General features: G+C 63.5%; 26 protein-coding genes. 25 read left to right on the top strand and 1 reads right to left on the bottom strand.

Going from position 1 to position 22,088, the window contains the following annotated elements; translation table 11 throughout:
* Positions 1–41: 41 nt before the first annotated feature.
* From AC13C2_RS14670 to AC13C2_RS14655, 4 genes are all read left to right on the top strand, one after another.
* The gene (locus tag AC13C2_RS14670) at positions 42–713 is read left to right on the top strand and encodes an HAD-IA family hydrolase (protein WP_482887270.1); all 672 of its coding nucleotides are present in this window, start codon (positions 42–44) and stop codon (positions 711–713) included.
* On the top strand, positions 710–1,882 hold the full coding sequence (locus AC13C2_RS14665; protein WP_424337604.1) for a DegT/DnrJ/EryC1/StrS family aminotransferase: 1,173 nt from the start codon (positions 710–712) through the stop codon (positions 1,880–1,882). Before AC13C2_RS14670 ends, AC13C2_RS14665 begins: the two co-directional genes overlap by 4 nt.
* 136 nt (positions 1,883–2,018) lie before the next feature.
* On the top strand, positions 2,019–2,846 hold the full coding sequence (locus AC13C2_RS14660; protein ID WP_424337603.1) for a DUF481 domain-containing protein: 828 nt from the start codon (positions 2,019–2,021) through the stop codon (positions 2,844–2,846).
* Positions 2,847–2,941: 95 nt separating this feature from the next.
* Positions 2,942–3,328 carry a hypothetical protein gene (locus AC13C2_RS14655; protein WP_092759916.1) on the top strand — a complete coding sequence of 129 codons (387 nt, stop codon included), beginning with the start codon at positions 2,942–2,944 and terminating at the stop codon, positions 3,326–3,328.
* A gap of 12 nt (positions 3,329–3,340) precedes the next feature.
* Here the strand turns inward: AC13C2_RS14655 and AC13C2_RS14650 are convergent, their stop codons facing one another.
* Positions 3,341–3,658 (bottom strand): hypothetical protein, encoded by a 318-nt coding sequence (locus tag AC13C2_RS14650; protein WP_482887269.1) that lies wholly within the window; start codon positions 3,656–3,658, stop codon positions 3,341–3,343.
* A gap of 126 nt (positions 3,659–3,784) precedes the next feature.
* Here AC13C2_RS14650 and AC13C2_RS14645 point away from each other — a divergent pair, with 126 nt between their 5' ends.
* The 21 genes from AC13C2_RS14645 to AC13C2_RS14545 all read left to right on the top strand — a co-directional run bounded on the left by AC13C2_RS14645 (position 3,785) and on the right by AC13C2_RS14545 (position 22,064).
* Positions 3,785–4,384, top strand: a complete 600-nt coding sequence (locus AC13C2_RS14645; RefSeq protein WP_092759920.1) for a short chain dehydrogenase — start codon at positions 3,785–3,787, stop codon at positions 4,382–4,384.
* A gap of 96 nt (positions 4,385–4,480) precedes the next feature.
* Positions 4,481–5,644, top strand: coding sequence for an isovaleryl-CoA dehydrogenase (locus AC13C2_RS14640; protein WP_474521054.1), 1,164 nt, complete (start codon positions 4,481–4,483; stop codon positions 5,642–5,644).
* A gap of 57 nt (positions 5,645–5,701) precedes the next feature.
* On the top strand, positions 5,702–6,112 hold the full coding sequence (locus AC13C2_RS14635) for a DUF1622 domain-containing protein (RefSeq protein ID WP_092759924.1): 411 nt from the start codon (positions 5,702–5,704) through the stop codon (positions 6,110–6,112).
* Entirely contained in the window at positions 6,109–6,615 is a 507-nt protein-coding gene (locus tag AC13C2_RS14630) for a lysozyme inhibitor LprI family protein (protein ID WP_474521052.1), read from the top strand. The genes AC13C2_RS14635 and AC13C2_RS14630 overlap by 4 nt, the downstream gene beginning before the upstream one ends.
* 2 nt (positions 6,616–6,617) lie before the next feature.
* A complete protein-coding gene (locus AC13C2_RS14625) occupies positions 6,618–7,385 on the top strand; it encodes a flavodoxin family protein (RefSeq protein WP_092759928.1) in 768 nt (255 codons plus the stop codon).
* 256 nt (positions 7,386–7,641) lie between these two features.
* On the top strand, positions 7,642–9,243 hold the full coding sequence (locus AC13C2_RS14620; RefSeq protein WP_482887268.1) for a carboxyl transferase domain-containing protein: 1,602 nt from the start codon (positions 7,642–7,644) through the stop codon (positions 9,241–9,243).
* A 151-nt stretch (positions 9,244–9,394) separates the two neighbouring features.
* Positions 9,395–9,823: an ASCH domain-containing protein gene (locus tag AC13C2_RS14615; RefSeq protein WP_092759934.1), complete on the top strand. Its 429-nt coding sequence runs from the start codon at positions 9,395–9,397 to the stop codon at positions 9,821–9,823.
* A complete protein-coding gene (locus tag AC13C2_RS14610; RefSeq protein WP_482887267.1) occupies positions 9,823–11,757 on the top strand; it encodes an ATP-binding protein in 1,935 nt (644 codons plus the stop codon). The genes AC13C2_RS14615 and AC13C2_RS14610 overlap by 1 nt, the downstream gene beginning before the upstream one ends.
* Entirely contained in the window at positions 11,754–12,395 is a 642-nt protein-coding gene (locus AC13C2_RS14605) for a glutathione S-transferase family protein (RefSeq protein WP_482887266.1), read from the top strand. Before AC13C2_RS14610 ends, AC13C2_RS14605 begins: the two co-directional genes overlap by 4 nt.
* The gene (locus tag AC13C2_RS14600; protein ID WP_482887265.1) at positions 12,388–13,239 is read left to right on the top strand and encodes a hydroxymethylglutaryl-CoA lyase; all 852 of its coding nucleotides are present in this window, start codon (positions 12,388–12,390) and stop codon (positions 13,237–13,239) included. Before AC13C2_RS14605 ends, AC13C2_RS14600 begins: the two co-directional genes overlap by 8 nt.
* The gene (locus tag AC13C2_RS14595) at positions 13,236–14,018 is read left to right on the top strand and encodes a crotonase/enoyl-CoA hydratase family protein (protein WP_482887264.1); all 783 of its coding nucleotides are present in this window, start codon (positions 13,236–13,238) and stop codon (positions 14,016–14,018) included. The genes AC13C2_RS14600 and AC13C2_RS14595 overlap by 4 nt, the downstream gene beginning before the upstream one ends.
* Before the next feature lie 96 nt (positions 14,019–14,114).
* Positions 14,115–15,236: a lytic murein transglycosylase gene (locus tag AC13C2_RS14590; RefSeq protein ID WP_482887263.1), complete on the top strand. Its 1,122-nt coding sequence runs from the start codon at positions 14,115–14,117 to the stop codon at positions 15,234–15,236.
* A 397-nt stretch (positions 15,237–15,633) separates the two neighbouring features.
* Positions 15,634–16,512: an SH3 domain-containing protein gene (locus tag AC13C2_RS14585; protein WP_482887262.1), complete on the top strand. Its 879-nt coding sequence runs from the start codon at positions 15,634–15,636 to the stop codon at positions 16,510–16,512.
* Between the two features lie 67 nt (positions 16,513–16,579).
* The gene (locus tag AC13C2_RS14580; RefSeq protein ID WP_092759949.1) at positions 16,580–16,945 is read left to right on the top strand and encodes an NADH-quinone oxidoreductase subunit A; all 366 of its coding nucleotides are present in this window, start codon (positions 16,580–16,582) and stop codon (positions 16,943–16,945) included.
* Between the two features lie 467 nt (positions 16,946–17,412).
* Positions 17,413–17,946, top strand: a complete 534-nt coding sequence (locus tag AC13C2_RS14575; RefSeq protein ID WP_092759953.1) for a NuoB/complex I 20 kDa subunit family protein — start codon at positions 17,413–17,415, stop codon at positions 17,944–17,946.
* On the top strand, positions 17,946–18,572 hold the full coding sequence (locus AC13C2_RS14570; protein WP_092759954.1) for an NADH-quinone oxidoreductase subunit C: 627 nt from the start codon (positions 17,946–17,948) through the stop codon (positions 18,570–18,572). Before AC13C2_RS14575 ends, AC13C2_RS14570 begins: the two co-directional genes overlap by 1 nt.
* Positions 18,572–18,961, top strand: coding sequence for a nuclear transport factor 2 family protein (locus AC13C2_RS14565; RefSeq protein ID WP_482887261.1), 390 nt, complete (start codon positions 18,572–18,574; stop codon positions 18,959–18,961). The genes AC13C2_RS14570 and AC13C2_RS14565 overlap by 1 nt, the downstream gene beginning before the upstream one ends.
* 12 nt (positions 18,962–18,973) lie before the next feature.
* Positions 18,974–19,171 (top strand): hypothetical protein, encoded by a 198-nt coding sequence (locus AC13C2_RS14560; RefSeq protein ID WP_482887260.1) that lies wholly within the window; start codon positions 18,974–18,976, stop codon positions 19,169–19,171.
* A complete protein-coding gene (locus AC13C2_RS14555) occupies positions 19,168–20,403 on the top strand; it encodes an NADH-quinone oxidoreductase subunit D (RefSeq protein WP_423787133.1) in 1,236 nt (411 codons plus the stop codon). Before AC13C2_RS14560 ends, AC13C2_RS14555 begins: the two co-directional genes overlap by 4 nt.
* Positions 20,400–20,717 carry a hypothetical protein gene (locus tag AC13C2_RS14550; RefSeq protein ID WP_339642792.1) on the top strand — a complete coding sequence of 106 codons (318 nt, stop codon included), beginning with the start codon at positions 20,400–20,402 and terminating at the stop codon, positions 20,715–20,717. Before AC13C2_RS14555 ends, AC13C2_RS14550 begins: the two co-directional genes overlap by 4 nt.
* 66 nt (positions 20,718–20,783) lie before the next feature.
* Entirely contained in the window at positions 20,784–22,064 is a 1,281-nt protein-coding gene (locus tag AC13C2_RS14545) for an NADH-quinone oxidoreductase subunit E (protein WP_482887259.1), read from the top strand.
* Positions 22,065–22,088: the final 24 nt, after the last annotated feature.

Here is a 22,088-nt window from a genome sequence, read left to right as displayed (position 1 = left end):
GCAACCCGCCATGGGATCAGGATAGCGAAAGGGTGCCGACAATGAAACGATGCGTGATCTTCGATCTGGACGGAACGTTGTGCGACACATCCGGCGATCTGCTGGCCGCTGCCAACGCGGCATTCGCGCATCTGGGGCACGATATCCGGCTGGACCCGATGGCGGCGCAGGACCGGGCGGCGGCTTTGAAGGGCGGGCGGTCAATGCTGCGTCTCGGGTTCTCGCGGTCAGGGGATGTGGATGAAGGCCAGGTCGACGCCGGATATCAGCCCCTGCTGGATGCTTATGACGGGTCCATTGCGGTTCATACGGCGTTCTATCCCGGTGCTCTGGATGCGGTGCGGCGTCTGCGCGCGCGCGGCGATGCCGTGGCGATCTGCACCAACAAGCCTGAAGCGCTGGCGATCAAGCTGATGGCGCAACTCGGCGCAAGTGACCTGTTCGATGCGCTGGTCGGGGCCGATACGCTTCCGGTGTGCAAGCCGGACCCGGAACACCTGCGGGAAACCATACGTCGGGCCGGCGGCGACCCGGCGCGCACGGTGCTGATCGGTGACTCTGATACCGATCGCAACACGGCGGCGGCGGCGGCGGTGCCTTGCGTGCTGGTGACCTTCGCGCCCGCAGGTCAATCGGTGGCGGAGCTTTTGCCCGAGGCATTGCTGGACGATTATGCCGATCTGGACGGTATTCTGGAAAGGTTGCTGACATGACCGAGGTTTTCACCAAACCGTTCATCCGCCAAGAGCCGATCCCCGAGTCAGCGATCGCGGCCGCGGTCGAGGTCATGCGCTCCGGCGCGCTGCACCGTTATGGCGCGGAGCCGTCGCAGGTCGCGGCACTGGAGATCGAATTCGCCGCCCAGACCGGCGCGGCGCATGCACTGGCAGTGGCATCGGGCGGATATGCGATGGGCTGTGCCCTGCGCGCGCTGGGGGTGGGTCCGGGCGATCCAGTGCTGACCAATGGCTGGACGCTGGCCCCGGTGCCGGGTGCCATCGCCGCCGTCGGCGCGCGCCCCGTGCTGGTCGAGGTCGGGCGAGATCTGTGCATCGACCTGGATGATCTGGAAGCGAAAGCCCCGCAGGCAAACGTCCTTATGCTGTCGCACATGCGCGGACATATCGCCGACATGCCCCGTCTGATGGCAATCTGCGATGCCCACGACATAGCCGTGATCGAGGATTGTGCGCATACCATGGGCGCCGACTGGGACGGCCATCCATCAGGGCGCTGGGGCGCGATCGGCTGCTATTCCTGCCAGACCTACAAGCATGTCAATTCGGGCGAGGGCGGGCTGATCGTCACCGACGACGCCGATCTGGCGGCGAAGATGATCCTGCTGTCGGGCAGTTACATGCTTTATGCGCGCAATGGCACGGCGCCGTCCGAGGAGGTATTCGCACGGCACAAGGGCGCGATGCCCAACATATCGGGCCGTATGGATGAGTTGCGCGCAGCGATCCTGCGCCCGCAACTGGCCGACCTTCCGGCACAGGTCGCGCGCTGGAACGAACGCTACCGCGCGCTGGAGACGGGGTTTCGCAACCTGCCCGGCCTGCACGTCATCGACCGGCCCGCGTCCGAGGGCTATGTCGGATCGTCGATCCAGCTGCTGGCGGACGACCCCGAAAAGATCCCCGGTTTCATTGCGGGCTGTGCGGCGCGCGGCGTCGATTGGAAATGGTTCGGCCATGCGACGGCGCAGGGCTTTACCTCGTCGCACCACCACTGGGCCTATGTCGAAGCGCAGAGCCTGCCGCAAACCGATGCCGTGCTTGCCCGGCTTCTGGATATGCGCGTGCCGCTGACGTTCGATCTGGCCGACTGCGCCATTATCGCACGGATCGTGGCAGAAGAGGCAGCCGAAAGCCTGCGCTAACTATGCGGTAAACTCACGACATCATCGAATATTATGAATTTTCCTTAGGTGTGCTCAGCGCCTATCTGTCCCTCAAGCCGAAGGGCCTCCGCCGGTTTTGCCGTCGGACCTGACTTTCCTTGAAAGGGATTTCACGATGAAAACGATCGTTACACTCGCTGCCACGACTGTGCTCGTGCTGACCGTCTCCATCCCTGCCTTCGCGCAGGACAACCTGACAGGTGTTTCGCGTCTTGATGACCGCATCGACGACATCACCGAAGCCGCCCAGGACGATCTGGATCGTGGCGAAGATGACGAGCGCTTCAGCCCCAATGGCGTCATACAGGGCTTCCGCGGCTCGGCCGCACTGACCGCATCCGGCGCGTCGGGCAACACCGACACGGGCGAGCTGTCGTTCGCCGGTCGCTTGTCCTATGGCCTTGGCGAATGGAGCCACCTGATCGGTTTTGCCGGTGAATATGGCGAAGCCAACGGTATCAAGAACGAAGAAGAATTTTTTGCGATCTACGAAGGCAGCCGCTATTTCACGCCGCAGGTCTATGCCTTCGGCACCGGCCGTTTCGAATACGACGGCTTCGACACCAACGAGCGTGACGCGTTCATCGGCGGCGGTCTGGGCTATCGCATCGTAAATACCCGCCAGATGGCCTGGCGCGTTCAGGCCGGACCCGGCATTCGCTATATCGCCGATCAGGCGGGCAACGATGAAACCGAAGGCGCAGGCATCGCCTCGTCGCGCTTCTATTATGGCTTCAACGACGTCGTATCGCTGACCAATGACACCGACATCCTGTCGTCGTCGGCGGATACCGTGGTGACCAACGACTTCGGCGTGAACTTCAGGATGACCGACACCCTGTCGACCCGCGTCAGCTATCGTACCGACTATACGTCGAACCCGCTGCCCGGCCTGAAGTCCACCGACAACACCGTCGGCCTGTCGCTGGTCGTTGGCTTCTGAGGCGAATTCGGCCCGTCCAGACTGACGAATGTCAGGGTCGGATCAACAGGGGGCGGCGCAAGTCGCCCCTTTCGTCATCTCACCGACGGAGGCAGATGCAAATCGTGACTCAGAGCAAGACCGCTTCATTTTTCAAAGCCCCGAACCGCATTGCATCGAATTGCCGGATCGCCAGCCGACTTGGTGGTCTGCGCCCCGGTCCCGCGCTGCTGGTGGCCACGGGTCCGGGTCTATTCGATCCGCTTGGCCAACGTCTCTCAGCCCTGCCCAGCCTGCCCTGGATGCGCGGCAGTATGACACTGGTATCGCTGTGGGACGCCTGCGACACCCTGCCGGATCGTGATTTCGATGACGTTCTGACCCTGCTGCAGGTCGACATCCACCCGGATACGGTCAGTGCCGCCTATTGGACGATTCTGCGCAAAGCCACGGTTCTGGGCATGATCGAAGGGCGCGGTGTTCCGGTTTTCCCAAACGCCTGACACCACGGGCGGTCAGCCCAGCGCCCCGCCCATTTCGGCTTCGTCGTCCAGCACGATCAAACGGAGCAGCGCCTGCGCATTGTCCAAGGTCGTGACATGGTCCCGGATCGCCCGCAACAGATCGCCCGGCGATTTGGCGTGTGGCATCGACAGGCCCAGTGCATAGGCAATCAGTTCCGAGCAATACCAACGCCCCCGCGAATTGCGGCGAAAGTTGAACAACTGGCTCAGAACCATCGACCAGAGTTCATAGGGCGGACCCAATTTCTCGGCGACCTCGGCCGCGATAGAAGGCGACGTAATACCGCATCGTAATTCTCCTTCGGGCAATGGCGGCAGGCTGCGTGCAGATCAGCTGTACGTAAAATAAGGGTAAACCTGAAGGTCCGCCTTGACCGGAGGCCCGGTCGCGCCGGTATGATCTGTCGACAAGGCGGCATCGCGGAAGGAAACGTCATGAGGATTCTGGTGGTCGGGGCCGCGGGCGACATCGGACAGGTCGTCTGCGATGAGCTGGGTCAGCGGCATGACCTGATCCGCGCCGGGCGGAGCAGCGGCGACGTGCAGGTCGACCTGGCCGATGCGGCATCGGTTGCGGCGATGTATGCCAAGATCGGGCCGCCCGATGCCGTCATTTCGACCACCGGCGACGTGCATTTCGCGCCCGTGTCACAGCAAACCGCGCAGACCTTTCTGGACAGCCTGCAACAGAAGGTGATCGGACAGGTCAATCTTGTCCTCGCCGGGCTGGACGTGGTGGCGGATGGCGGGTCGTTCACGCTGACCAGCGGCATCCTCGACCGCGTGCCGATTCCGATGGGGTCCGCCGCGGCGATGGCCAACGGCGCTCTGGGCGGTTTCGTGCGCGGTGCGGCGGGCGAAATGCCACGCGGCCTGCGCATCAATGTCGTCAGCCCCGGTCTTCTGGAGGTGTCGGTCCCGCGCTATGGCGCATGGTTCCCCGGCCATGTCCCGGTCGCATCGGACCGTGTCGCGCAGGCCTTCGCCTTCAGTGTGGAGGGCACCGCCACGGGGCAGGTCATCACTGTCGACTAACCGGGCCATTGGTCCGATCCTGAAAGCGATGGTAGACGCAAGACAACTGCCGCACTATGAACTGAACAAGCGTTCAATTCCTGGGGAGGAAGCCTGATGTTCACCGCCACGATGCAGTTTGATCTTGGGGAAGACGTGAACGCCCTGCGCGAATTGGTGCATCGCTGGGCGCAGGAGCGCATCAAGCCGCTCGCGGGTGAAATCGACGCGACCAACACTTTTCCCGCCGACCTCTGGACTGAAATGGGTGATCTGGGATTGCTGGGCATTACCGTGCCCGAGGCGGATGGCGGAGCTGACATGGGATACCTCGCCCATGTAATCGCGGTCGAGGAAATTGCCCGCGCCAGTGCCTCCGTCTCGCTTTCCTACGGTGCCCACAGCAACCTTTGCGTCAACCAGATCGCGCTGAACGGCACGGCGGAGCAGAAGGCGAAATACCTGCCGGGGCTGATCTCGGGCGAACATGTCGGTGCGCTTGCCATGTCCGAGGCCGGGGCAGGGTCCGACGTCGTGTCGATGAAATTGCGCGCTGAAAAACGGAACGACCATTTCCGCCTGAACGGCACGAAATACTGGATCACCAACGGTCCCGACGCCACCACGCTGGTCGTCTACGCCAAGACCGACCCCGACGCCGGTTCCAGGGGCATGACGGCCTTCCTGATCGAAAAGTCGATGACGGGGTTCAGCACCAGCCCGCATTTCGACAAGCTGGGGATGCGCGGATCGAACACGGCGGAACTTGTGTTCGAAGACGTCGAAGTCCCCTTTGACAACATCCTGGGCGAGGAAGGCGGCGGCGTGCGCGTCTTGATGTCCGGCCTCGATTACGAACGCGTGGTTCTGTCGGGCATCGGCACCGGCATCATGGCCGCCTGTCTCGACGAGGTGATGCCCTATCTGGCCGAGCGCAAGCAATTCGGCAAACCCATCGGGTCGTTCCAGCTCATGCAAGGCAAGATTGCCGATATGTATACAGCGATGAACTCCGCACGGGCCTACGTCTACGAAGTCGCCAAGGCCTGCGACCGGGGTCAGGTCACGCGGCAGGACGCAGCGGCCTGCGTTCTCTATGCGTCGGAGGAAGCCATGAAGCAGGCCCATCAGGCGGTGCAGGCGATGGGCGGTGCGGGTTTCATGAACGACAGCCCCGTCAGTCGCATCTTTCGCGATGCCAAACTGATGGAGATCGGGGCTGGGACCAGTGAAATCCGTCGCATGCTGATCGGACGGGAACTGATGGAGGCGATGAGGTGAAAATAATGCCGACAGCCCCGGTTTGTTTCATGATACCGATAATCCTACGGTAAACACATGGAACAGAACTCCTCCTCTTTTTTCGACTACGTCCGCGAAGACGCCATTCTGCAAGACGAGATCTATTGGCTTGTCTACGTCCTGGAATGGGCCGCAACGGCCATCGACATTTTCGCCTCTCTGATCCTGCTGCTCGGCGCGATTCGGTTCATCTGGGGCTTCGTGAAAGCCGAATTCAGCCGCGATGCTGACACCCGCGTCAAAGGTGTCAACAGGGAGCGGGTGGAGCTTGGTCGGTATATCCTCGCCGGTCTGGAATTGTTGATCGTCTCCGATATCATTCTCACCGCGCTCAGCCTCGCGATGGCGGACCTTGTGTTCCTCGGCCTGCTCGTGGTGATCCGCTCGCTGGTCTCCTTCTTTCTCGACCGGGAGCTGGAGCAGGTAAAAAAGGAGCTCAAGACATGATCCGCACGTTCGTTTTCCTGTTTCTGCTGGCCACGCCTGCTGCTGCGCAGTTCGCCGAGCCGGATATGTTCCGCGCCCGGTTCGACGCATGCGTGTCGGGCGCTGATACCGCGTCCGGTCTCGCCAGTTGCAAAAACCTCGCAGCAAATCTCTGCCAGGCAGAGATCGAGGGTGGCCAGACGACGCTGGGCATCACCAGCTGCAACCAGGTGGAAGCGGCGCTCTGGGACGATCTGCTGAATGCCGACTGGCCGAAACATCGGACGTGGGCCAAGGCCGGAGACGATGCGGAGCGACCGTATTTCGACGGCCGGTTCACCAACCGCGCCGAAACGCTTCTGACGGCGCAGCGCGCCTGGATCGCTTTCCGCGACGCGGAATGCGCGCTGGCTTATGCCTCTTGGGGTTCCGGTTCGATGCGCAACATCGCAGCCTCCGCCTGCATGGCGGATATGACGGCGGACCGGGTCATCGCCTTACGCCAAATAACCGAAGGATACTGACCATGACCCTGCATCCCAAGGCCGAGGCCACCTGCGGTCCCGACAACCGCGACGCCCCCGATTACAGCGGGCTCAAGGCTGTTTTCGTCAATACGTCGCTGAAGGCCGCGAACGGTGACAGTCACACCGCGATCCTGCTTGAACAGATCGCCACACTGATGACGCGGGCCGGGGTATCGGTCGACAACATCCACATGCGCGACCACCATGTCGCCTATGGGGTGCAACCCGATATGACCGAACACGGGGAAGACCGCGATGACTGGCCCGCCCTTTGGCAGCGGATCAAACCGGCCAATATCCTTGTCGTCGGCACACCGCTTTGGCTGGGCGAGGAATCGTCTGTCTGCCGGGTACTGATCGAGCGGTTGTATGGCATGTCAGGGGAACTCAACGACAAGGGCCAGTCCAGCTACTACGGTCGCGTCGGTGGCAGCGTCGTGACCGGCAACGAGGATGGCATCAAACACGCCGCCATGACCATCGGCTACGCCCTCTCGCATCTGGGCTACACCATCCCGCCGCAGGCCGATTGCGGCTGGATCGGCGAAGCGGGGCCGGGGCCGTCCTATGGCGACCCCAAGGAGGACGGCACCAAGGTGGGTTTCGACAACGACTTCACCGCCCGCAACGCGACGATCATGGCGTGGAACCTGATGCACATGGCGCACCTGTTGCGCGACGGTATCTCGAACCACGGCAACGATCGTCGCGTCTGGCAGGCCGAAGGCTGCGACCCCAGCTTGCCCAACCCGGAACATCGGGTGTGATGATCCGTCTCACCGTTGTTCCTGCGCTGCTCTCTACATCCGGTGCCGCGCTGCATCGCGCAGAGGATACCGAGAACGTCTTCGGGGGCCAGTTGAACCTGGGGGACATACAACGGACATGGATCGCCTATCGCGACGCAACCTGTGACCGGGAACGCGCGCAATGGGGGAGCGGGACCGGGCAGGGGGCAGTCGGGGCGAAGTGCCTGAATAGCGACCGGACGCTATTTATGGAATCGCGATTTGAGGGGCGAACATGAAACTTGCCTCGACCCTCATCACTGCCTCCGAACAGGCGAAAGCCAACCGCGCGGCCCATCTTGCCGCGCTGACCGAGGTTCGCGAGGCCGCCGAACGCGCGGCGGCAGGCGGTGGCGGGACATCCCGCGACCGGCATCTGTCGCGCGGCAAGATGCTGCCCCGCGACCGGGTGGCGGGCCTGCTGGACCCGGGCTCTCCGTTTCTCGAAATCGGCGTCTTCGCGGGTCACGGCATGTACGACGATGCCTCCCCCGGCGGCGGCGCGATTGCGGGCGTGGGCCGGGTGCACGGCCGCGATGTCATGGTCGTCTGCAACGATGCCACCGTGAAGGGCGGCACGTATTATCCGATCACCGTCAAGAAGCACCTGCGCGCACAGGAAATCGCCGAGGAATGCCGTCTGCCCTGCGTCTATCTGGTCGACTCGGGCGGGGCGAACCTGCCCAATCAGGACGAAGTATTCCCCGACCGCGACCACTTCGGGCGCATCTTCTACAATCAGGCGCGGATGTCGGCCAAGGGCATCGCCCAGATCGCCGTCGTCATGGGGTCCTGCACGGCGGGCGGGGCCTATGTGCCTGCAATGTCTGACGTTTCGATCATCGTGCGGGATCAGGGGACGATCTTTCTGGCCGGTCCACCGCTGGTGAAAGCCGCGACGGGCGAAGTCGTCACAGCCGAAGACCTTGGCGGCGGCGACGTGCACACCCGGCTGTCCGGCGTCGCGGATTACCTTGCCGAAAGCGACGCCCACGCGCTGGCCCTGGCGCGTCAGGCGGTGGGAAACCTGAACCGGCAACCGGGTCTGGCCGTTGCTGCGGGGTTCGAACCGCCGGCCTATGACCCGGAGGAATTGCTCGACGTCGTGCCTGCCGACCTGCGCACGCCCTATGACATCCGCGAGGTCATCATGCGCCTGGTCGATGGCAGCCGCTTCGACGAGTTCAAGGCGCGTTTCGGCGAAACGCTGGTGACCGGATTCGCCCATGTCGAAGGTATGCCGGTGGGGCTTGTCGCCAACAACGGCGTGTTGTTCTCCGAGGCCGCGTCGAAGGGTGCGCATTTCATCGAACTGTGCAGTCAGCGGAATATCCCGTTGGTCTTCCTGCAGAATATCACCGGCTTCATGGTCGGGCGAAAGTACGAAAACGAAGGTATCGCGCGGCACGGGGCCAAGATGGTCACCGCCGTCGCCACCACCAATGTGCCCAAGATTACCATGATCGTCGGCGGCAGTTTCGGCGCCGGCAATTACGGCATGGCGGGCCGCGCGTATCAGCCGAACTTCCTGTGGACCTGGCCGAATTCGCGCATCTCGGTGATGGGCGGGCCGCAGGCGGCGGGAGTTCTGGCGACCGTCAAACGCGACGCCATGGAGCGTGCCGGGGAGGAGTGGTCGACCGAGGCGGAGGCCGCATTCAAACGTCCGACGGAAGAGATGTTCGCGCGGCAATCGCACCCGCTCTATGCCTCGGCACGGCTTTGGGACGACGGCATCATCGACCCGCGCAAGTCCCGCGATGTGCTCAGCCTGAGCCTGCGGGCCGCGCTCAACGCACCGATCGAGGATACACGCTTCGGCGTGTTCCGCATGTGATGGGTGCGCTGATGCCGATGCACCCCCCGTGCACCCCCGGTACACCCCCCGTGCAGACGCAGGCTGCCGGGTGGAAGGCCGTGTCGTGGAAGGCCGCGTCGCGTGGCCTCCGGCGGGAATATTTGCAGTGCAAAGACGGAGGGAGCGCGCGATGAGCCGGACCTTGCAGGAGATCATCGACGCCAACCCGGAGGCGGAGACGTTCCGTTTCGGAGACAGCAAGGCGCTTTGCGATGAAATTCTGGCGCTGGTGCGGGCGGGCACCAAGACCGCGACCTGCGAGGCCGCCCGGCACTATGGCCCGAAGGGTGACACCTGGCCCGAGGTGGGGCGGCAGGACGTGGCGCTGGAATGGGACGGCATGCCCGCCGTGATGATCGAGACGGTCGAGGTCTCGACGCGGCGCTGGTCGGAAATGGACGCGGAATTCGTCGCGGCTCAGGGCGAATTCCGCGATCTGGACCATTGGCGCGAGGTTTACCGTCCGTATTTCGAGCGAACGGGCGGTTGGTCGGAGGACATGAAGATCATGTGCGAGCGTTTCCGCGTGGTCGAGGATTATGCGGAAGGGAAATCCTGATGTTCACCAGGATCCTGATCGCCAACCGGGGCGAGATCGCCTGTCGGGTGATCGACACCTGCCGTCGTCTGGGCGTCCAGACGGTCGCGGTGCATTCCGACGTGGACGCGCGCGCCCGGCACGTGGCGATGGCGGATCAGGCGGTGTCTTTGGGCGGGGCGGCACCGGCGGAAAGCTATCTGCGGGGCGATGCGATCATCGACGCGGCACGGGCCACAGGGGCGCAGGCCATCCATCCCGGATATGGTTTCCTGTCCGAGAATCCGGAGTTCGTCGAGGCTGTGGAGGCGGCAGGACTTGTGTTTATCGGGCCGTCGGCCAGTGCGATCCGGGCGATGGGGCTGAAGGACGCGGCCAAGGATCTGATGGCGCAGGCGGGCGTACCCGTGGTGCCGGGGTATCAGGGCCAAGGGCAGGTCCCGGCGGATCTGGCGGCGGAGGCCGACAACATCGGGTATCCGGTGCTGATCAAGGCGGTCGCGGGCGGCGGCGGCAAGGGGATGCGCAAGGTCGATGTGCCGGGCGGATTCGCGGACGCGCTGGAATCAGCGCAGTCGGAGGCCAGGAAAGCCTTTGGCAACGCGCATGTCCTGATCGAAAAGTGGATCACCACGCCGCGCCACATCGAGGTGCAAGTCTTCGGGGATGGCGAGAAGGCCGTGCATCTGTTCGAACGTGATTGTTCGTTGCAGCGTCGCCATCAGAAAGTGATCGAGGAGGCCCCCGCGCCGGGGATGACGGTAGAAATGCGGGAGGCCATGGGAGACGCCGCCGTGCGTGCCGCCGAAGCCATCGGATATTCCGGGGCGGGGACCGTGGAATTCATCGTCGATGCCTCGGACGGCCTGCGCGCGGATGGATTCTGGTTCATGGAGATGAACACGCGGTTGCAGGTCGAACACCCCGTGACCGAGGCGATCACCGGCGTCGATCTGGTGGAATGGCAGTTGCGCGTGGCCAGTGGTGAGGGGTTGCCGATGTCGCAGCACCAGTTGTCGATCAACGGGCATGCTTTCGAGGCGCGGCTCTATGCCGAGGATACCGCGAACGGCTTCCTGCCACAGACCGGGACGCTGACTCATCTGCGGTTTCCCGACGGCGCGCGGGCCGAAACCGGGGTGCGTCCTGACGATGCGATTTCGCCATGGTACGATCCGATGATTGCCAAGATCGTGGTTCACGGGCCGACGCGGGCGACGGCGTTGCTGTCGCTGGAACGGGCGCTGGCGGGGACACAGGTGGCCGGGACGGTGACGAATTTGTCGTTCCTGCGAAAGCTGTCGCAACATGATGCATTTCGCGCGGGCGACGTCGATACCGGGCTGATCGACCGCGATGTCGAGGTGCTGTCCGCAAGACCCAACCCATGTTCGCGGGCGCGCGCGATTGCGGCACTGGCGGCACTGGGGCTGCACCGGGGGCAGGGGGCCGAGGCGCTGCACCTGTGGGTCCCGATGGTCTGGACGGCACATCTGGTCTGGGGCGACGAGGCGATTGCCGCGCGCGTCGAAGGGCTGGGCGGGGATCGGTATCGGGTGACGCTGGACGGGGTGAGCCATATCGTGACGCGCGGCGGCGGATGGCGGGTCGATGACGTGGCGGTGTCGGCCGAAGTGGGGGATGGGCCGGGGATGGTCCATGTCTTCTGGGGCAACGTCTATTCCTTCGCCGTGCCCGATCCGCTGGCGGTGGATGCGGCGGGGGGCGCGGGCTCCGGTGTGATCGAAGCGCCGATGCCGGGGCTGGTGAAGTCGATTCACGTCGCGCCGGGCGACAGTGTCGTCGCGGGCGCGCGGCTGGCGGTGCTGGAAGCGATGAAAATGGAACACGCGATGGTCGCGCCACGCGACGGCATCGTGGGCGAGGTGCTGGTGGCAGCAGGCGATCAGGTCGAGGCCGGGGCCGCGCTGGTGCGGATGGAAGAGGACGCATGAGCGAGATCATCCTGCATCACGTTCCCGGCAGCCGCTCGCAGCGGGTTTTGTGGTTGCTTCACGAGTTGGAACTGGATTTTGACGTTCGGGTCTGGCCCTTCGACAAGACGCTGCGGAGCGCGGAGTTTCTGGCGCTGAATCCGGCGGGACGGGTGCCCGCATTGGAACTCGATGGACGGTCGATCTGGGAGACGGGCGCACTCATCGAGATACTTTGCGAACGGACGGGACGCCTGGGCCGTCCGCCCGGCGATGCGGAGCGTGTGGACTGGCTGATCTGGGTGCATTTCGCCGAGACGATTTCCCAGCATGCGGCGACCTGCACGCAACAGCATCTGATGCTGCGCGAGGCATCGATGCGCTCCCCTGTCGTGATGAAGCTGGAGTCGGCGCGGATCGGCAAATGCTTCGATGCCATCGAGGCGCGGCTGGCGGGCGATTGGCTGCTGTCGTCGTTTTCGGCGGCGGACGTGGCGGTCGGCCAGGCGGCGATGATGGCGCGGCGGTTCCACCGGGTGGGGGATCGCCCGCGGATGGCCGGTTGGATCGATCGGATCGAGGCGCGGGACGGTTGGCGCAGGGCCAGCGAGGCCAAGGGATTCTACGACAGGGACTTCTATGAGGTGCCGGATGTCTGAACAGATCGAAATCTTCGAGGTCGGCCCGCGCGACGGTTTGCAGAATGAAAAGCGGATGATTCCCGCGTCCGAGAAAATCGCCCTGATCGACCTTTTGTCGCGCGCCGGTTTCCGCCGCATCGAAGTGGCGAGTTTCGTGTCCCCCAAGTGGGTTCCGCAGATGGCCGATGGCGCCGAGGTGCTGGCCGGTCTCGCACGTGCGCCGGGCGTGTCCTATGCCGCGCTGACACCCAACATCAAAGGATACGAGAGAGCGCGCGCGGCCCGCGCGGACGAGGTGGCGATTTTCGTCAGCGCCTCGGAAGGGTTCTCCAAGGCAAATCTGAACGCGACTATCATTGAAAGCCTGGAACGGTTCAGCCCCGTCGTCGCTGCGGCCAGGGCCGACGATGTGCCGGTGCGGGGCTATGTGTCCTGCGTCACGGACTGCCCGTTCGACGGGCCGACCGCGCCCGGCGATGTCGCGGCGGTGGTCGCGGCGATGCAGGCGTTCGGCTGTTACGAGGTCAGTCTGGGCGATACCGTCGGACGCGGCACACCCGAGGCGGTGGACGCGATGCTGAATGCCGTTCTGGACGAGATCGGGGCGGATCAGCTGGCCGGACATTTCCACGACACGGCGGGGCGCGCACTGGCCAACGTGGATGTCGCGCTGGCGCGCGGATTGCGGGTGTTCGATGCCGCCGTGGGCGGGCTGGGGGGATGTCCCTATGCGCCCGGCTCGGCCGGCAACGTGGCGACCGAGGCGGTGATGACCCATGTCGCGGCGGCGGGGTTCGAGACCGGGCTGAACCCGGAAATCGTCGCGCAGGCCGCGGCGATGGCGAAGGAGATGCGGGGATGACCTACGACACGCTGGACGTGAGCCGCGATGGCCGGGGCGTCGTGACGGTGCGCCTGACCCTGCCGGAGACGCACAACGCGCTTTCGGCGCAGATGATGGACGAACTGACAGCGGTGGCGGGTGTTCTGGGCGGGGACGAGAGCCGGGTCGTCGTGCTGACCGGGACCGGAAAGTCGTTTTGCGCCGGGGGCGATCTGCGCTGGATGCGGGCGCAATTCGATGCCGATGCCGCCGGTCGTGCCCGCGAGGGCAAGCGGCTGGCAGGCATGTTGCAGGCGCTGAACACGATGCCCAAGCCGTTGGTGGTCCGGGTGCAGGGTAACGCCTTTGGCGGTGGCGTGGGCCTGTGTTGTGTGGCCGATGTGGCGATCGGGGCAGACACGGCGCTGTTCGGCCTGACCGAAACGCGGCTGGGCCTGATCCCTGCGACAATCGGACCTTATGTCATCGCGCGGATGGGCGAGGGACGGGCGCGCCGGGTGTTCATGAATGCGCGGCGGTTCGATGCGTCCGAAGCGGTCGATCTGGGCATTCTGGCCCGCGCCGTTGCCGTCGACGATCTGGATGCGGCCGTGGAAGCGGAAGTCATTCCCTATCTGGCCTGCGCGCCCGGTGCGGTGGCGGATGCCAAACGCCTGGCGCGCAGCCTGGGCCCGGTCATTGACGAGACGGTGATTGCCGCGACCATCGACGCATTGGCCGCACGGTGGAAGGGCGACGAGGCGGTCGAGGGGGTCGGTGCGTTCTTCGATAAGCGCAAACCGAAATGGGCGAAGTAAGCGGCGGGATTCCACCGGATTCTGCAATGGCCCCTTGGTCCGACTGCGGGCGCACGATAGGCTGCCGAAAACCCCTCGTCAGAAGGATCAACAGGCATGTTTACCCGTCGCACATTCACCCTGCTGCTTGCCGCAGTCCCCTTGTCGGCCTGCGCCGCCGACCCCGTGATTTCAGCGGGGTCCAGCGCCCGGACCATCGATCCGGCCCTGCTTCCGCAGCCGAATCCGGGCTGGAACGACTGGGTCGCAGGTTTCAAGGGACGGGCCGCTGCCAAGGGCATCCGGGCGGACGTGACCGACAGGGCGTTTCGGGGGGCAGGATACCTGCCCGGCGTGGTCGCGCGCGACCGCAACCAGACCGAATTCAAGCGCAGTTTCGAGGACTACATCGCCATCGTCGCCCCCGAGTCGAAGGTTCAGGCCGGGCGCGCGGCCTTTGCCCGCAATCGCAACACCTTGAATGCCATCGAGAGCCGATACGGAGTGCCCGCACAGATCGTCTGCGCGATCTGGGGCGTCGAGAGCAATTACGGCGTGCGGCGCGGCGATATCCCGACCATATCGGCCCTGTCGACGCTTGCCTATGACGGACGTCGCGGCGCGTTTTTCGAAGGGCAGTTGATCGCTGCGCTGCAAATCCTCCAGGCCGGAGACGTGACGCCCGCGCGCATGGTCGGAAGCTGGGCGGGGGCGATGGGGCACACACAGTTCATTCCGACGTCTTATCTGCAATCCGCCGTCGATTTCACCGGCGACGGGCGACGCGATATCTGGGGTGATGACCCGGCCGATGCGCTGGCCTCGACGGCATCCTATCTTTCGGGCGCGGGCTGGAAGCGCGGGGCAAGCTGGGCGGTCGAGGACGCGGATGGCAATCTGACGCCCGACGCGGGCGGCCCGTCGTTCCGCACCGGACCGAATTTCCGTGTCATCAAGCGCTACAACAATTCTGACAGCTATGCGCTGGGTGTCGGACATCTGGCGGATCGGATCGCTGGCGGTGGTCCGCTGCGACAGGCATTCGGGCCCGACCGCTTTGGCATGACCATCGACCAGCGGAAGGCATTGCAGCGCAAACTGACCGCCGCCGGGTTCGATACCGACGGCAACGATGGTGTGATCGGACCGAAAAGCCGGGCCGCCATCTCCGCGTATCAGCAGTCACGCGGGATGGCGGTGACGGGCGATCCGTCCCTGGCTTTGCTGAACGCGATCTAGGCGTTCGGGTTCCGGCAGCCTGTCTCTGACCGTGTTGGAGACAGGCTGCTCTGGCGCGCGGGGTCGGGATTGCATGCGGAAACGCGCGCTGTTTCTTGGCGATGTCGCAGCTTCCATATCTTTCGGCGCGATTCGCGGCGGGGGCAGCCAGACTGTCGGCAGCGGGGCGGGTAGCCACGACACTGCGCGACTTATAAAACCGTCAGGGCCGGAGTCGGAATACGGCGAGCGAGTTGCGGGCGGCGATGGGCGAGGTTATTCAATAACTTCCGCATGGGCCGGTCGGGTTCTTGCACAAACCGCAGCCTGTCTGCCATTGCGGGCAAAGCATTGCATATAGGGTCAGGTCGGATATCAGCCCGATGTCGTCGACCGGACCTGACAACGGGAGCTTGCCATGAAATCAGCCGTTCTTGCCCTTCTCATGCTGGTGAGTCCGTCGTTCGCGGTCGCGGAACCGATGCGGAATGCGAACACCTATCCGGTCAACATGCGGGGCGGGCCGGGGGTCGGATTCGCCGTGCTGGACCAGCTTGATCCGGGTGAAGTGGCCGAGCGGGGACGCTGTGACCTGCGTGGATTGTGGTGCCTGATGTCGACGGATCAGAAGGTCGGATGGATCAACACCTCCATCCTGCGGGCGACACAGGCGATAGTTGTGCCCGAGCCTGACCAGACAGTGACCGCCGATCCGCTGACAGTCGGCCCTGTTCCGATCAATCCGGTTTTCGTCGAACCGTTGCCAGAGGCCCCGACGGCAGAACCCCGTGCCTCCGTCGGAAGTGGCAGCACGAGATTTCAGCCAGAGCCGGAAGACGAATCGCCCGGACAGATTGCGCCGGTCCGTCCCCTGCCGGGCGGGACCGATCCGATCCAGGCCATTCAGACCCTTCCGGACGACACGGATACTGTCCAGACCCTTCCGGACGACACAGATACTGTCCGGACCCTTCCGGACGCTGCAAACCCGGTTCTGTCCGAGCCGGACCCCGTCGAGCCGGTCTGGCCCCGTCGGGACGTGGCCGGCCTGATCGTACCGGGCGCCGACATACCGCTAATCTTCGCGACCGATGCGCCGTTCTATAACGTCACGGATGGGTATGTGAATCTTCGCGCCGGACCGGGGACTGACAACGAGATCATCGGACAGTTGCAGCCGGGCGAGGGGGGATATCTGGATATCTGCGCGCCGGGGCAGAGCTGGTGCAGGGTTGAAACACCCGGCGTCGGGCTGGCCTGGGTCAAGATGACGCTGATGGGCACGCGGGGGTTCTGATACCCTGCGTTGACGCCATGTCGCGCCAGGCTTAACAGCAAAGTGACAGATACCTCCGGAGGTCCCGATGGACGAGATGCTGCGTGAATACCTGCCTATCATGATCTTCCTTGGCGTGGCCATCGCGCTGGGCCTCATGCTGATCATGGCGGCCGCCATCATCGCCGTGCGCGCGCCGGACCCGGAAAAGGTCTCGGCTTACGAATGCGGGTTCAATGCCTTCGATGATGCGCGGATGAAATTCGACGTGCGGTTCTATCTGGTTGCGATTCTGTTCATCATCTTCGATCTGGAAATGGCCTTCCTGTTCCCCTGGGCGGTGTCGTTCGCCGGGCTGACAGACGCGGCCTTCTGGTCGATGATCGTGTTCCTGGTCGTCCTGACGGTCGGGTTTGCCTACGAGTGGAAAAAGGGCGCGATGGAGTGGGATTGAGCGCGGGCGTTCACTGACGTCGCTGGCGAATGCCGGGAGTGTGACGCCGCGCCTCTGGCAATTGCTCCAAGCGGCGGATTACCCGTTCTGGACCGATGTATGATTGTAAATCAGGTCGCCCTGTCCGGCGATGCCCCCCCTCGCTGGAATTACCCGCAGACCCGTCCTCAGGGTTTCGTGGCGGGCAGGCGGTCAGTCCGTATCGTGAAGACGGCAATCAGACGGCGAAAGTATTGTTGCAGATCGCTTCGGGCCAGCCTTGACCGAAAGGGATGAATCGTCTTGGGCGCGGCTCGCGGCAGCGAATGGCCCAGGCCGACGATGCGGCGACCTGGCGATGGCTGGAAAGTCGCGCGATCGGACCGATATCATAAAGGTGTCCGCGTTGACCCTTCATGGGGCGCGGGATACACCGCAACGCGACCGGGGGCTTCGTGCCCCCGCGAGATTCCCGAAGGAGCGGCATCATGGGCGTGCAGACCGGATTGAACACCGCAGGTGGCGACAAGGAACACGGCACGCAACTTCTGAACCGGGAGTTGCAGGACAAGGGGTTCCTGCTGACCTCGACCGAGGACATGATCAACTGGGCGCGCACCGGGTCGCTGCACTGGATGACCTTCGGGCTGGCCTGCTGCGCGGTCGAGATGATGCACACCGCCATGCCGCGGTATGACATGGAGCGTTTCGGCACCGCGCCCCGCGCGTCCCCCCGCCAGTCGGACCTGATGATCGTGGCGGGCACGCTGACCAACAAGATGGCACCCGCTCTGCGCAAGGTCTATGACCAGATGCCCGAGCCCCGGTATGTGCTGTCGATGGGGTCCTGTGCGAACGGCGGCGGTTATTATCACTATAGCTACAGCGTGGTGCGCGGGTGTGACCGGATCGTGCCGGTCGATCTGTATGTGCCGGGCTGCCCGCCGACAGCGGAAGCGTTGCTCTACGGTTTGTTGCAACTGCAGCGGAAGATCCGCCGCACGGGGACTTTGGTGCGCTGATGGAAACTCAGGTTCAGATTGACCAACTGGAAGAACTGGCCACGCATATCGAGTTGCGGCAGGCCGATCTGGTATCGTCGCATTCGATCACGCTGGGCGAGCTGACGCTGGAAGCGACCGCATCGGACATTCCCGCGCTGGTGGAGTTCCTCAAGTCCGACGAACAGTGCCGTTTCGCGTCTTTGGTCGACATCACGGCGATCGACTATCCGGGTAACGAACGACGATTCTGCGTCGTCTATCACTTCCTGTCGATGTATCTGAACCACCGCATCCGCGTGAAGGTTCGCGTCCGCGAAGAAGAGATCGTGCCATCCATCACCGGCATCCACCCCTCGGCCAACTGGTTCGAGCGGGAGGTCTTCGACATGTTCGGCATCCTTTTCTCGGATCATCCGGACCTGCGGCGCATTCTGACGGATTACGGATTTCGCGGCTATCCGCTGCGCAAGGACTTCCCGACCACGGGCTATACCGAGGTGCGGTATGACGAAGTGCAGAAGCGTGTCGTCTATGAGCCGGTGTCGCTGACGCAGGAATATCGGCAGTTCGATTTCATGTCGCCCTGGGAGGGTGCGGAATACGTGCTGCCCGGTGACGAAAAGAAGACAGGGGAGGCGAAGTGATGGACGCTTCCGTCCCGTCTCTGGACGTTGTGCGCGAGCTTGCCGTCGCCTATTGTAACGGCATTCACCATTCGCGGACCGAAATTTTCGAGACCATGTGTCACGACCGCTTTATCATGACCGCAGTCACCGGGTCAGGCGGCGCACAGTTCTGGGACAAGGCGGCTTACCTGGAGCGTGTCAGCGGACGGGAGCCGTTTCCGGGTGAGCCTTCCTACGAGATTCTCAGCGTGGATGTGGCAGGGGACGAAACGGCGCGCGTCCATCTGTGGGTCGATGTGCCGCCACGGCGGTTCGAGGATCATCTGGGCTTCATCCGCGTAGATGGGCAATGGAAACTTATCACCAAGGTGTTCCGGACCATGAGCGGTCCGGCACTCGAAGGTTGAGGAGATGACGAGATGATGTATGGAACAGGGTTTTCTGGTGTTCTGGTGATGCTCGTCATGGCTGTGCTGCTGGTCGTGCCATTCTGGAAGCTCCTGCCCAAATTCGGATATTCGTCATGGATTTCGCTTGTCGCAATTATCCCGCTCGGAGCCTTGGTTCTGATCTGGATTCTTGCGTTCAGTGAACCGAAACCGAGGAATGCAGCATGATGGACGGCGATCTGACCAATCCGCGCGGGTATCAAGACGCTCTGACCGGCGAGCAGAAGATCCGCAATTTCAACATCAACTTCGGGCCACAGCATCCGGCGGCGCACGGCGTGCTGCGGCTGGTGCTGGAGTTGGACGGAGAAATTGTGGACCGCTGCGATCCGCATATCGGCCTGCTGCACCGTGGCACCGAAAAGCTGATGGAAAGCCGGACGTATCTGCAGAACCTGCCCTATATGGACCGGCTGGATTACGTGGCACCGATGAACCAGGAACATGCCTGGTGTATGGCGATCGAGCGACTGACCGGCACGCCGGTGCCGCGCCGCGCGTCCCTGATCCGGGTGTTGTTCAGCGAGATCGGACGTATCCTGTCGCACCTGTTGAACGTGACGACACAGGCGCTTGATGTTGGCGCGCTTACGCCTCCGCTCTGGGGCTTCGAGGAGCGCGAGAAGCTGATGGTGTTCTATGAACGCGCATCCGGTGCACGTCTGCACGCTGCGTATTTCCGGCCCGGTGGCGTGCACCAGGATCTGACGCCCGATCTGATCGACGATATCGAGGCGTGGTGCGAAACCTTCCCGAACGCGCTGGCCGATATTGACGAGTTGCTGACCGAGAACCGCATCTTCAAGCAGCGCAACGTCGATATCGCCATCGTCTCCGAGCAGGAGGTCATGGACTGGGGCTTTTCAGGCGTCATGGCGCGCGGGTCGGGTCTGGCGTGGGATTTGCGGCGTGCTCAACCCTATGAATGTTATGATGAATTCGATTTCCTGATTCCGACGGGCAATAACGGTGACTGCTACGACCGTTTCCTCGTGCGGATCGAAGAGATGCGACAGTCGCTCCGCATCATGAAGCAGGCCATCGCCAAGCTGCGGGAACCCGAGGGCCAGGGCGACGTGCTGGTGCGCGGCAAGATGACGCCGCCGTTGCGCGCCGACATGAAAACGTCGATGGAAAGCCTGATCCATCACTTCAAGCTTTATACCGAAGGCTTCCACGTGCCTGCCGGTGAGGTCTATGCCGCCGTCGAGGCCCCGAAGGGCGAGTTCGGTGTCTATATGGTGTCTGACGGGTCGAACAAGCCGTACCGCGCCAAGCTGCGGGCGCCTGGATACCTTCACCTGCAGGCGATGGATCATATCGCGCGCGGGCATCAGCTGGCCGATGTGGCGGCGATCATCGGGACGCTGGATGTCGTGTTCGGAGAGATCGACCGGTGAGGAATTTCGCGATCACAGGCCTTGCAGTCATGTTTCTCGGGACGATTGCCACCGCCCAGACTGCTGCGGAATACGAGGCAGGAATTCTTGACGCGTTGAGTCTGCGGAACTGTTCGTTCGATGCGTCCACGCCTGAAGATCGCCTGGCGTTTGCCCGGCAAATGTCGATTCATATCGGCGTTCCTGCCGCGGAACTGGTTGCGAAAAACGGGCCACATTATGCCCGGCTTACCCGTGCCATCCGTGAATTGGACGCCCGTGGCGTTGTGACAGTCGATGGTGCCACGCTGACCCGTACAAACTGCAAGCGCTAGGGTCCGACCGCTTGTGGGTCGATCCGCTTTGTTCCAGATAGCCTGCGCCTTACCGAAGGAACCGAAATGCTCCGCCGCCTCCATAAAGACCAGCCCGAGACCTTCGCCTTCCTGCCCGCCAATCAGGCCTGGGCCGAGGCGCAGATGACGAAATACCCCGAAGGGCGGCAAGCTTCCGCGATCATCCCGCTTTTGTGGCGCGCGCAGGAGCAGGAGGGGTGGCTGACGCGGCCCGCTATCGAACATATCGCGGAAATGCTGGGCCTCGCCTATATCCGGGCGCTGGAAGTGGCGACGTTCTACTTCATGTTCCAGCTACAACCTGTCGGCAAGACAGCGCATATCCAGATTTGCGGCACGACATCCTGCATGATCTGCGGGGCAGAGGATCTGATCGCTGTCTGCCGTGAGAAGATCGCCGCGCGACCGCATGACATCAGCGAAGACGGTCAGTTGTCCTGGGAAGAGGTCGAGTGTTTGGGGGCCTGTTCCAACGCGCCGATGGCCCAGATCGGCAAGGACTACTACGAAGACCTGACCGTCGAGCGGTTCAGCGAAATGCTGGACGAGTTCCGTGCGGGCAAGGTGCCGGTGCCAGGTCCGCAGAACGGGCGCTTCGCGTCTGAACCTTTGGGCGGCGCGACAACGCTGACCGATGCAGCAGGCAGCAAAGACCACGATCAGAACGCCAGCGTCGCCATTGCGACCGAACTGGGTGACACGATCAAGCGGATCGACGGCACGGAAGTGCCTCTGCGCGCGCCGTGGCGGAAAGCCGAACAGGCCGATCCCGATGCGGACGTTGCCGCGCGCGACCCGATGTTGCCGCCCAGCGGGCCGGATGGAAAACAGGCCGGACGTGTTCGCGGACAGTCCGATGCGAACCGCAGGCGGGGCGATGCAAGCGACGGCGTGGCCGAAGTGCGCGGATCGGATGCCCAGACCAAGGGCAGGCCCGATAGCGGCGAAGTTGCACCAGCGACAAAATCGGGTGCAGGGGCCGATTTCCGCGCAGAATCCGAAGTAGTGCTGGAACCGGATGCATCCGAATCGCCTGAAACGCCTTCCGATGTGGCCAGGCCAGCGGGTCTGAGCGCCCCGCGCGACGGTAAGGCCGACGACCTGCAGTCCATCAGGGGAATCGGGCCGAAGTTGGAAAAAATATGTAATTCCATGGGGTTCTGGCATTTTGACCAGATTGCATCCTGGTCTGCGGACGAAATCGCCTGGGTCGATTCGCACCTTGAAGGGTTCAAGGGGCGCGTGACGCGTGACGAATGGGTCAAACAGGCTAAGGTGTTGACGGAAGGCGGGCAGAAGACGGAGTTTCCGACCCGCACGAACTAGGGGGCCGATCCAGGATCTGATCCC

This window comes from Jannaschia sp. L-14R (assembly GCF_056857695.1).
This window is presented reverse-complemented; position numbering and strand designations above follow the sequence as displayed.

Coding starts and splice junctions, on each gene's coding strand:
- AC13C2_RS14555 (WP_423787133.1), top strand. CDS start 19,168: ATGATGGACGGCGATCTGACCAATCCGCGCGGGTATCAAGACGCTCTG.
- AC13C2_RS14665 (WP_424337604.1), top strand. CDS start 710: ATGACCGAGGTTTTCACCAAACCGTTCATCCGCCAAGAGCCGATCCCC.
- AC13C2_RS14640 (WP_474521054.1), top strand. CDS start 4,481: ATGTTCACCGCCACGATGCAGTTTGATCTTGGGGAAGACGTGAACGCC.
- AC13C2_RS14635 (WP_092759924.1), top strand. CDS start 5,702: ATGGAACAGAACTCCTCCTCTTTTTTCGACTACGTCCGCGAAGACGCC.
- AC13C2_RS14630 (WP_474521052.1), top strand. CDS start 6,109: ATGATCCGCACGTTCGTTTTCCTGTTTCTGCTGGCCACGCCTGCTGCT.
- AC13C2_RS14645 (WP_092759920.1), top strand. CDS start 3,785: ATGAGGATTCTGGTGGTCGGGGCCGCGGGCGACATCGGACAGGTCGTC.
- AC13C2_RS14595 (WP_482887264.1), top strand. CDS start 13,236: ATGACCTACGACACGCTGGACGTGAGCCGCGATGGCCGGGGCGTCGTG.
- AC13C2_RS14660 (WP_424337603.1), top strand. CDS start 2,019: ATGAAAACGATCGTTACACTCGCTGCCACGACTGTGCTCGTGCTGACC.
- AC13C2_RS14545 (WP_482887259.1), top strand. CDS start 20,784: ATGCTCCGCCGCCTCCATAAAGACCAGCCCGAGACCTTCGCCTTCCTG.
- AC13C2_RS14605 (WP_482887266.1), top strand. CDS start 11,754: ATGAGCGAGATCATCCTGCATCACGTTCCCGGCAGCCGCTCGCAGCGG.
- AC13C2_RS14655 (WP_092759916.1), top strand. CDS start 2,942: ATGCAAATCGTGACTCAGAGCAAGACCGCTTCATTTTTCAAAGCCCCG.
- AC13C2_RS14570 (WP_092759954.1), top strand. CDS start 17,946: ATGGAAACTCAGGTTCAGATTGACCAACTGGAAGAACTGGCCACGCAT.
- AC13C2_RS14590 (WP_482887263.1), top strand. CDS start 14,115: ATGTTTACCCGTCGCACATTCACCCTGCTGCTTGCCGCAGTCCCCTTG.
- AC13C2_RS14575 (WP_092759953.1), top strand. CDS start 17,413: ATGGGCGTGCAGACCGGATTGAACACCGCAGGTGGCGACAAGGAACAC.
- AC13C2_RS14670 (WP_482887270.1), top strand. CDS start 42: ATGAAACGATGCGTGATCTTCGATCTGGACGGAACGTTGTGCGACACA.
- AC13C2_RS14560 (WP_482887260.1), top strand. CDS start 18,974: ATGATGTATGGAACAGGGTTTTCTGGTGTTCTGGTGATGCTCGTCATG.
- AC13C2_RS14580 (WP_092759949.1), top strand. CDS start 16,580: ATGGACGAGATGCTGCGTGAATACCTGCCTATCATGATCTTCCTTGGC.
- AC13C2_RS14600 (WP_482887265.1), top strand. CDS start 12,388: ATGTCTGAACAGATCGAAATCTTCGAGGTCGGCCCGCGCGACGGTTTG.
- AC13C2_RS14620 (WP_482887268.1), top strand. CDS start 7,642: ATGAAACTTGCCTCGACCCTCATCACTGCCTCCGAACAGGCGAAAGCC.
- AC13C2_RS14585 (WP_482887262.1), top strand. CDS start 15,634: ATGAAATCAGCCGTTCTTGCCCTTCTCATGCTGGTGAGTCCGTCGTTC.
- AC13C2_RS14610 (WP_482887267.1), top strand. CDS start 9,823: ATGTTCACCAGGATCCTGATCGCCAACCGGGGCGAGATCGCCTGTCGG.
- AC13C2_RS14625 (WP_092759928.1), top strand. CDS start 6,618: ATGACCCTGCATCCCAAGGCCGAGGCCACCTGCGGTCCCGACAACCGC.
- AC13C2_RS14615 (WP_092759934.1), top strand. CDS start 9,395: ATGAGCCGGACCTTGCAGGAGATCATCGACGCCAACCCGGAGGCGGAG.
- AC13C2_RS14565 (WP_482887261.1), top strand. CDS start 18,572: ATGGACGCTTCCGTCCCGTCTCTGGACGTTGTGCGCGAGCTTGCCGTC.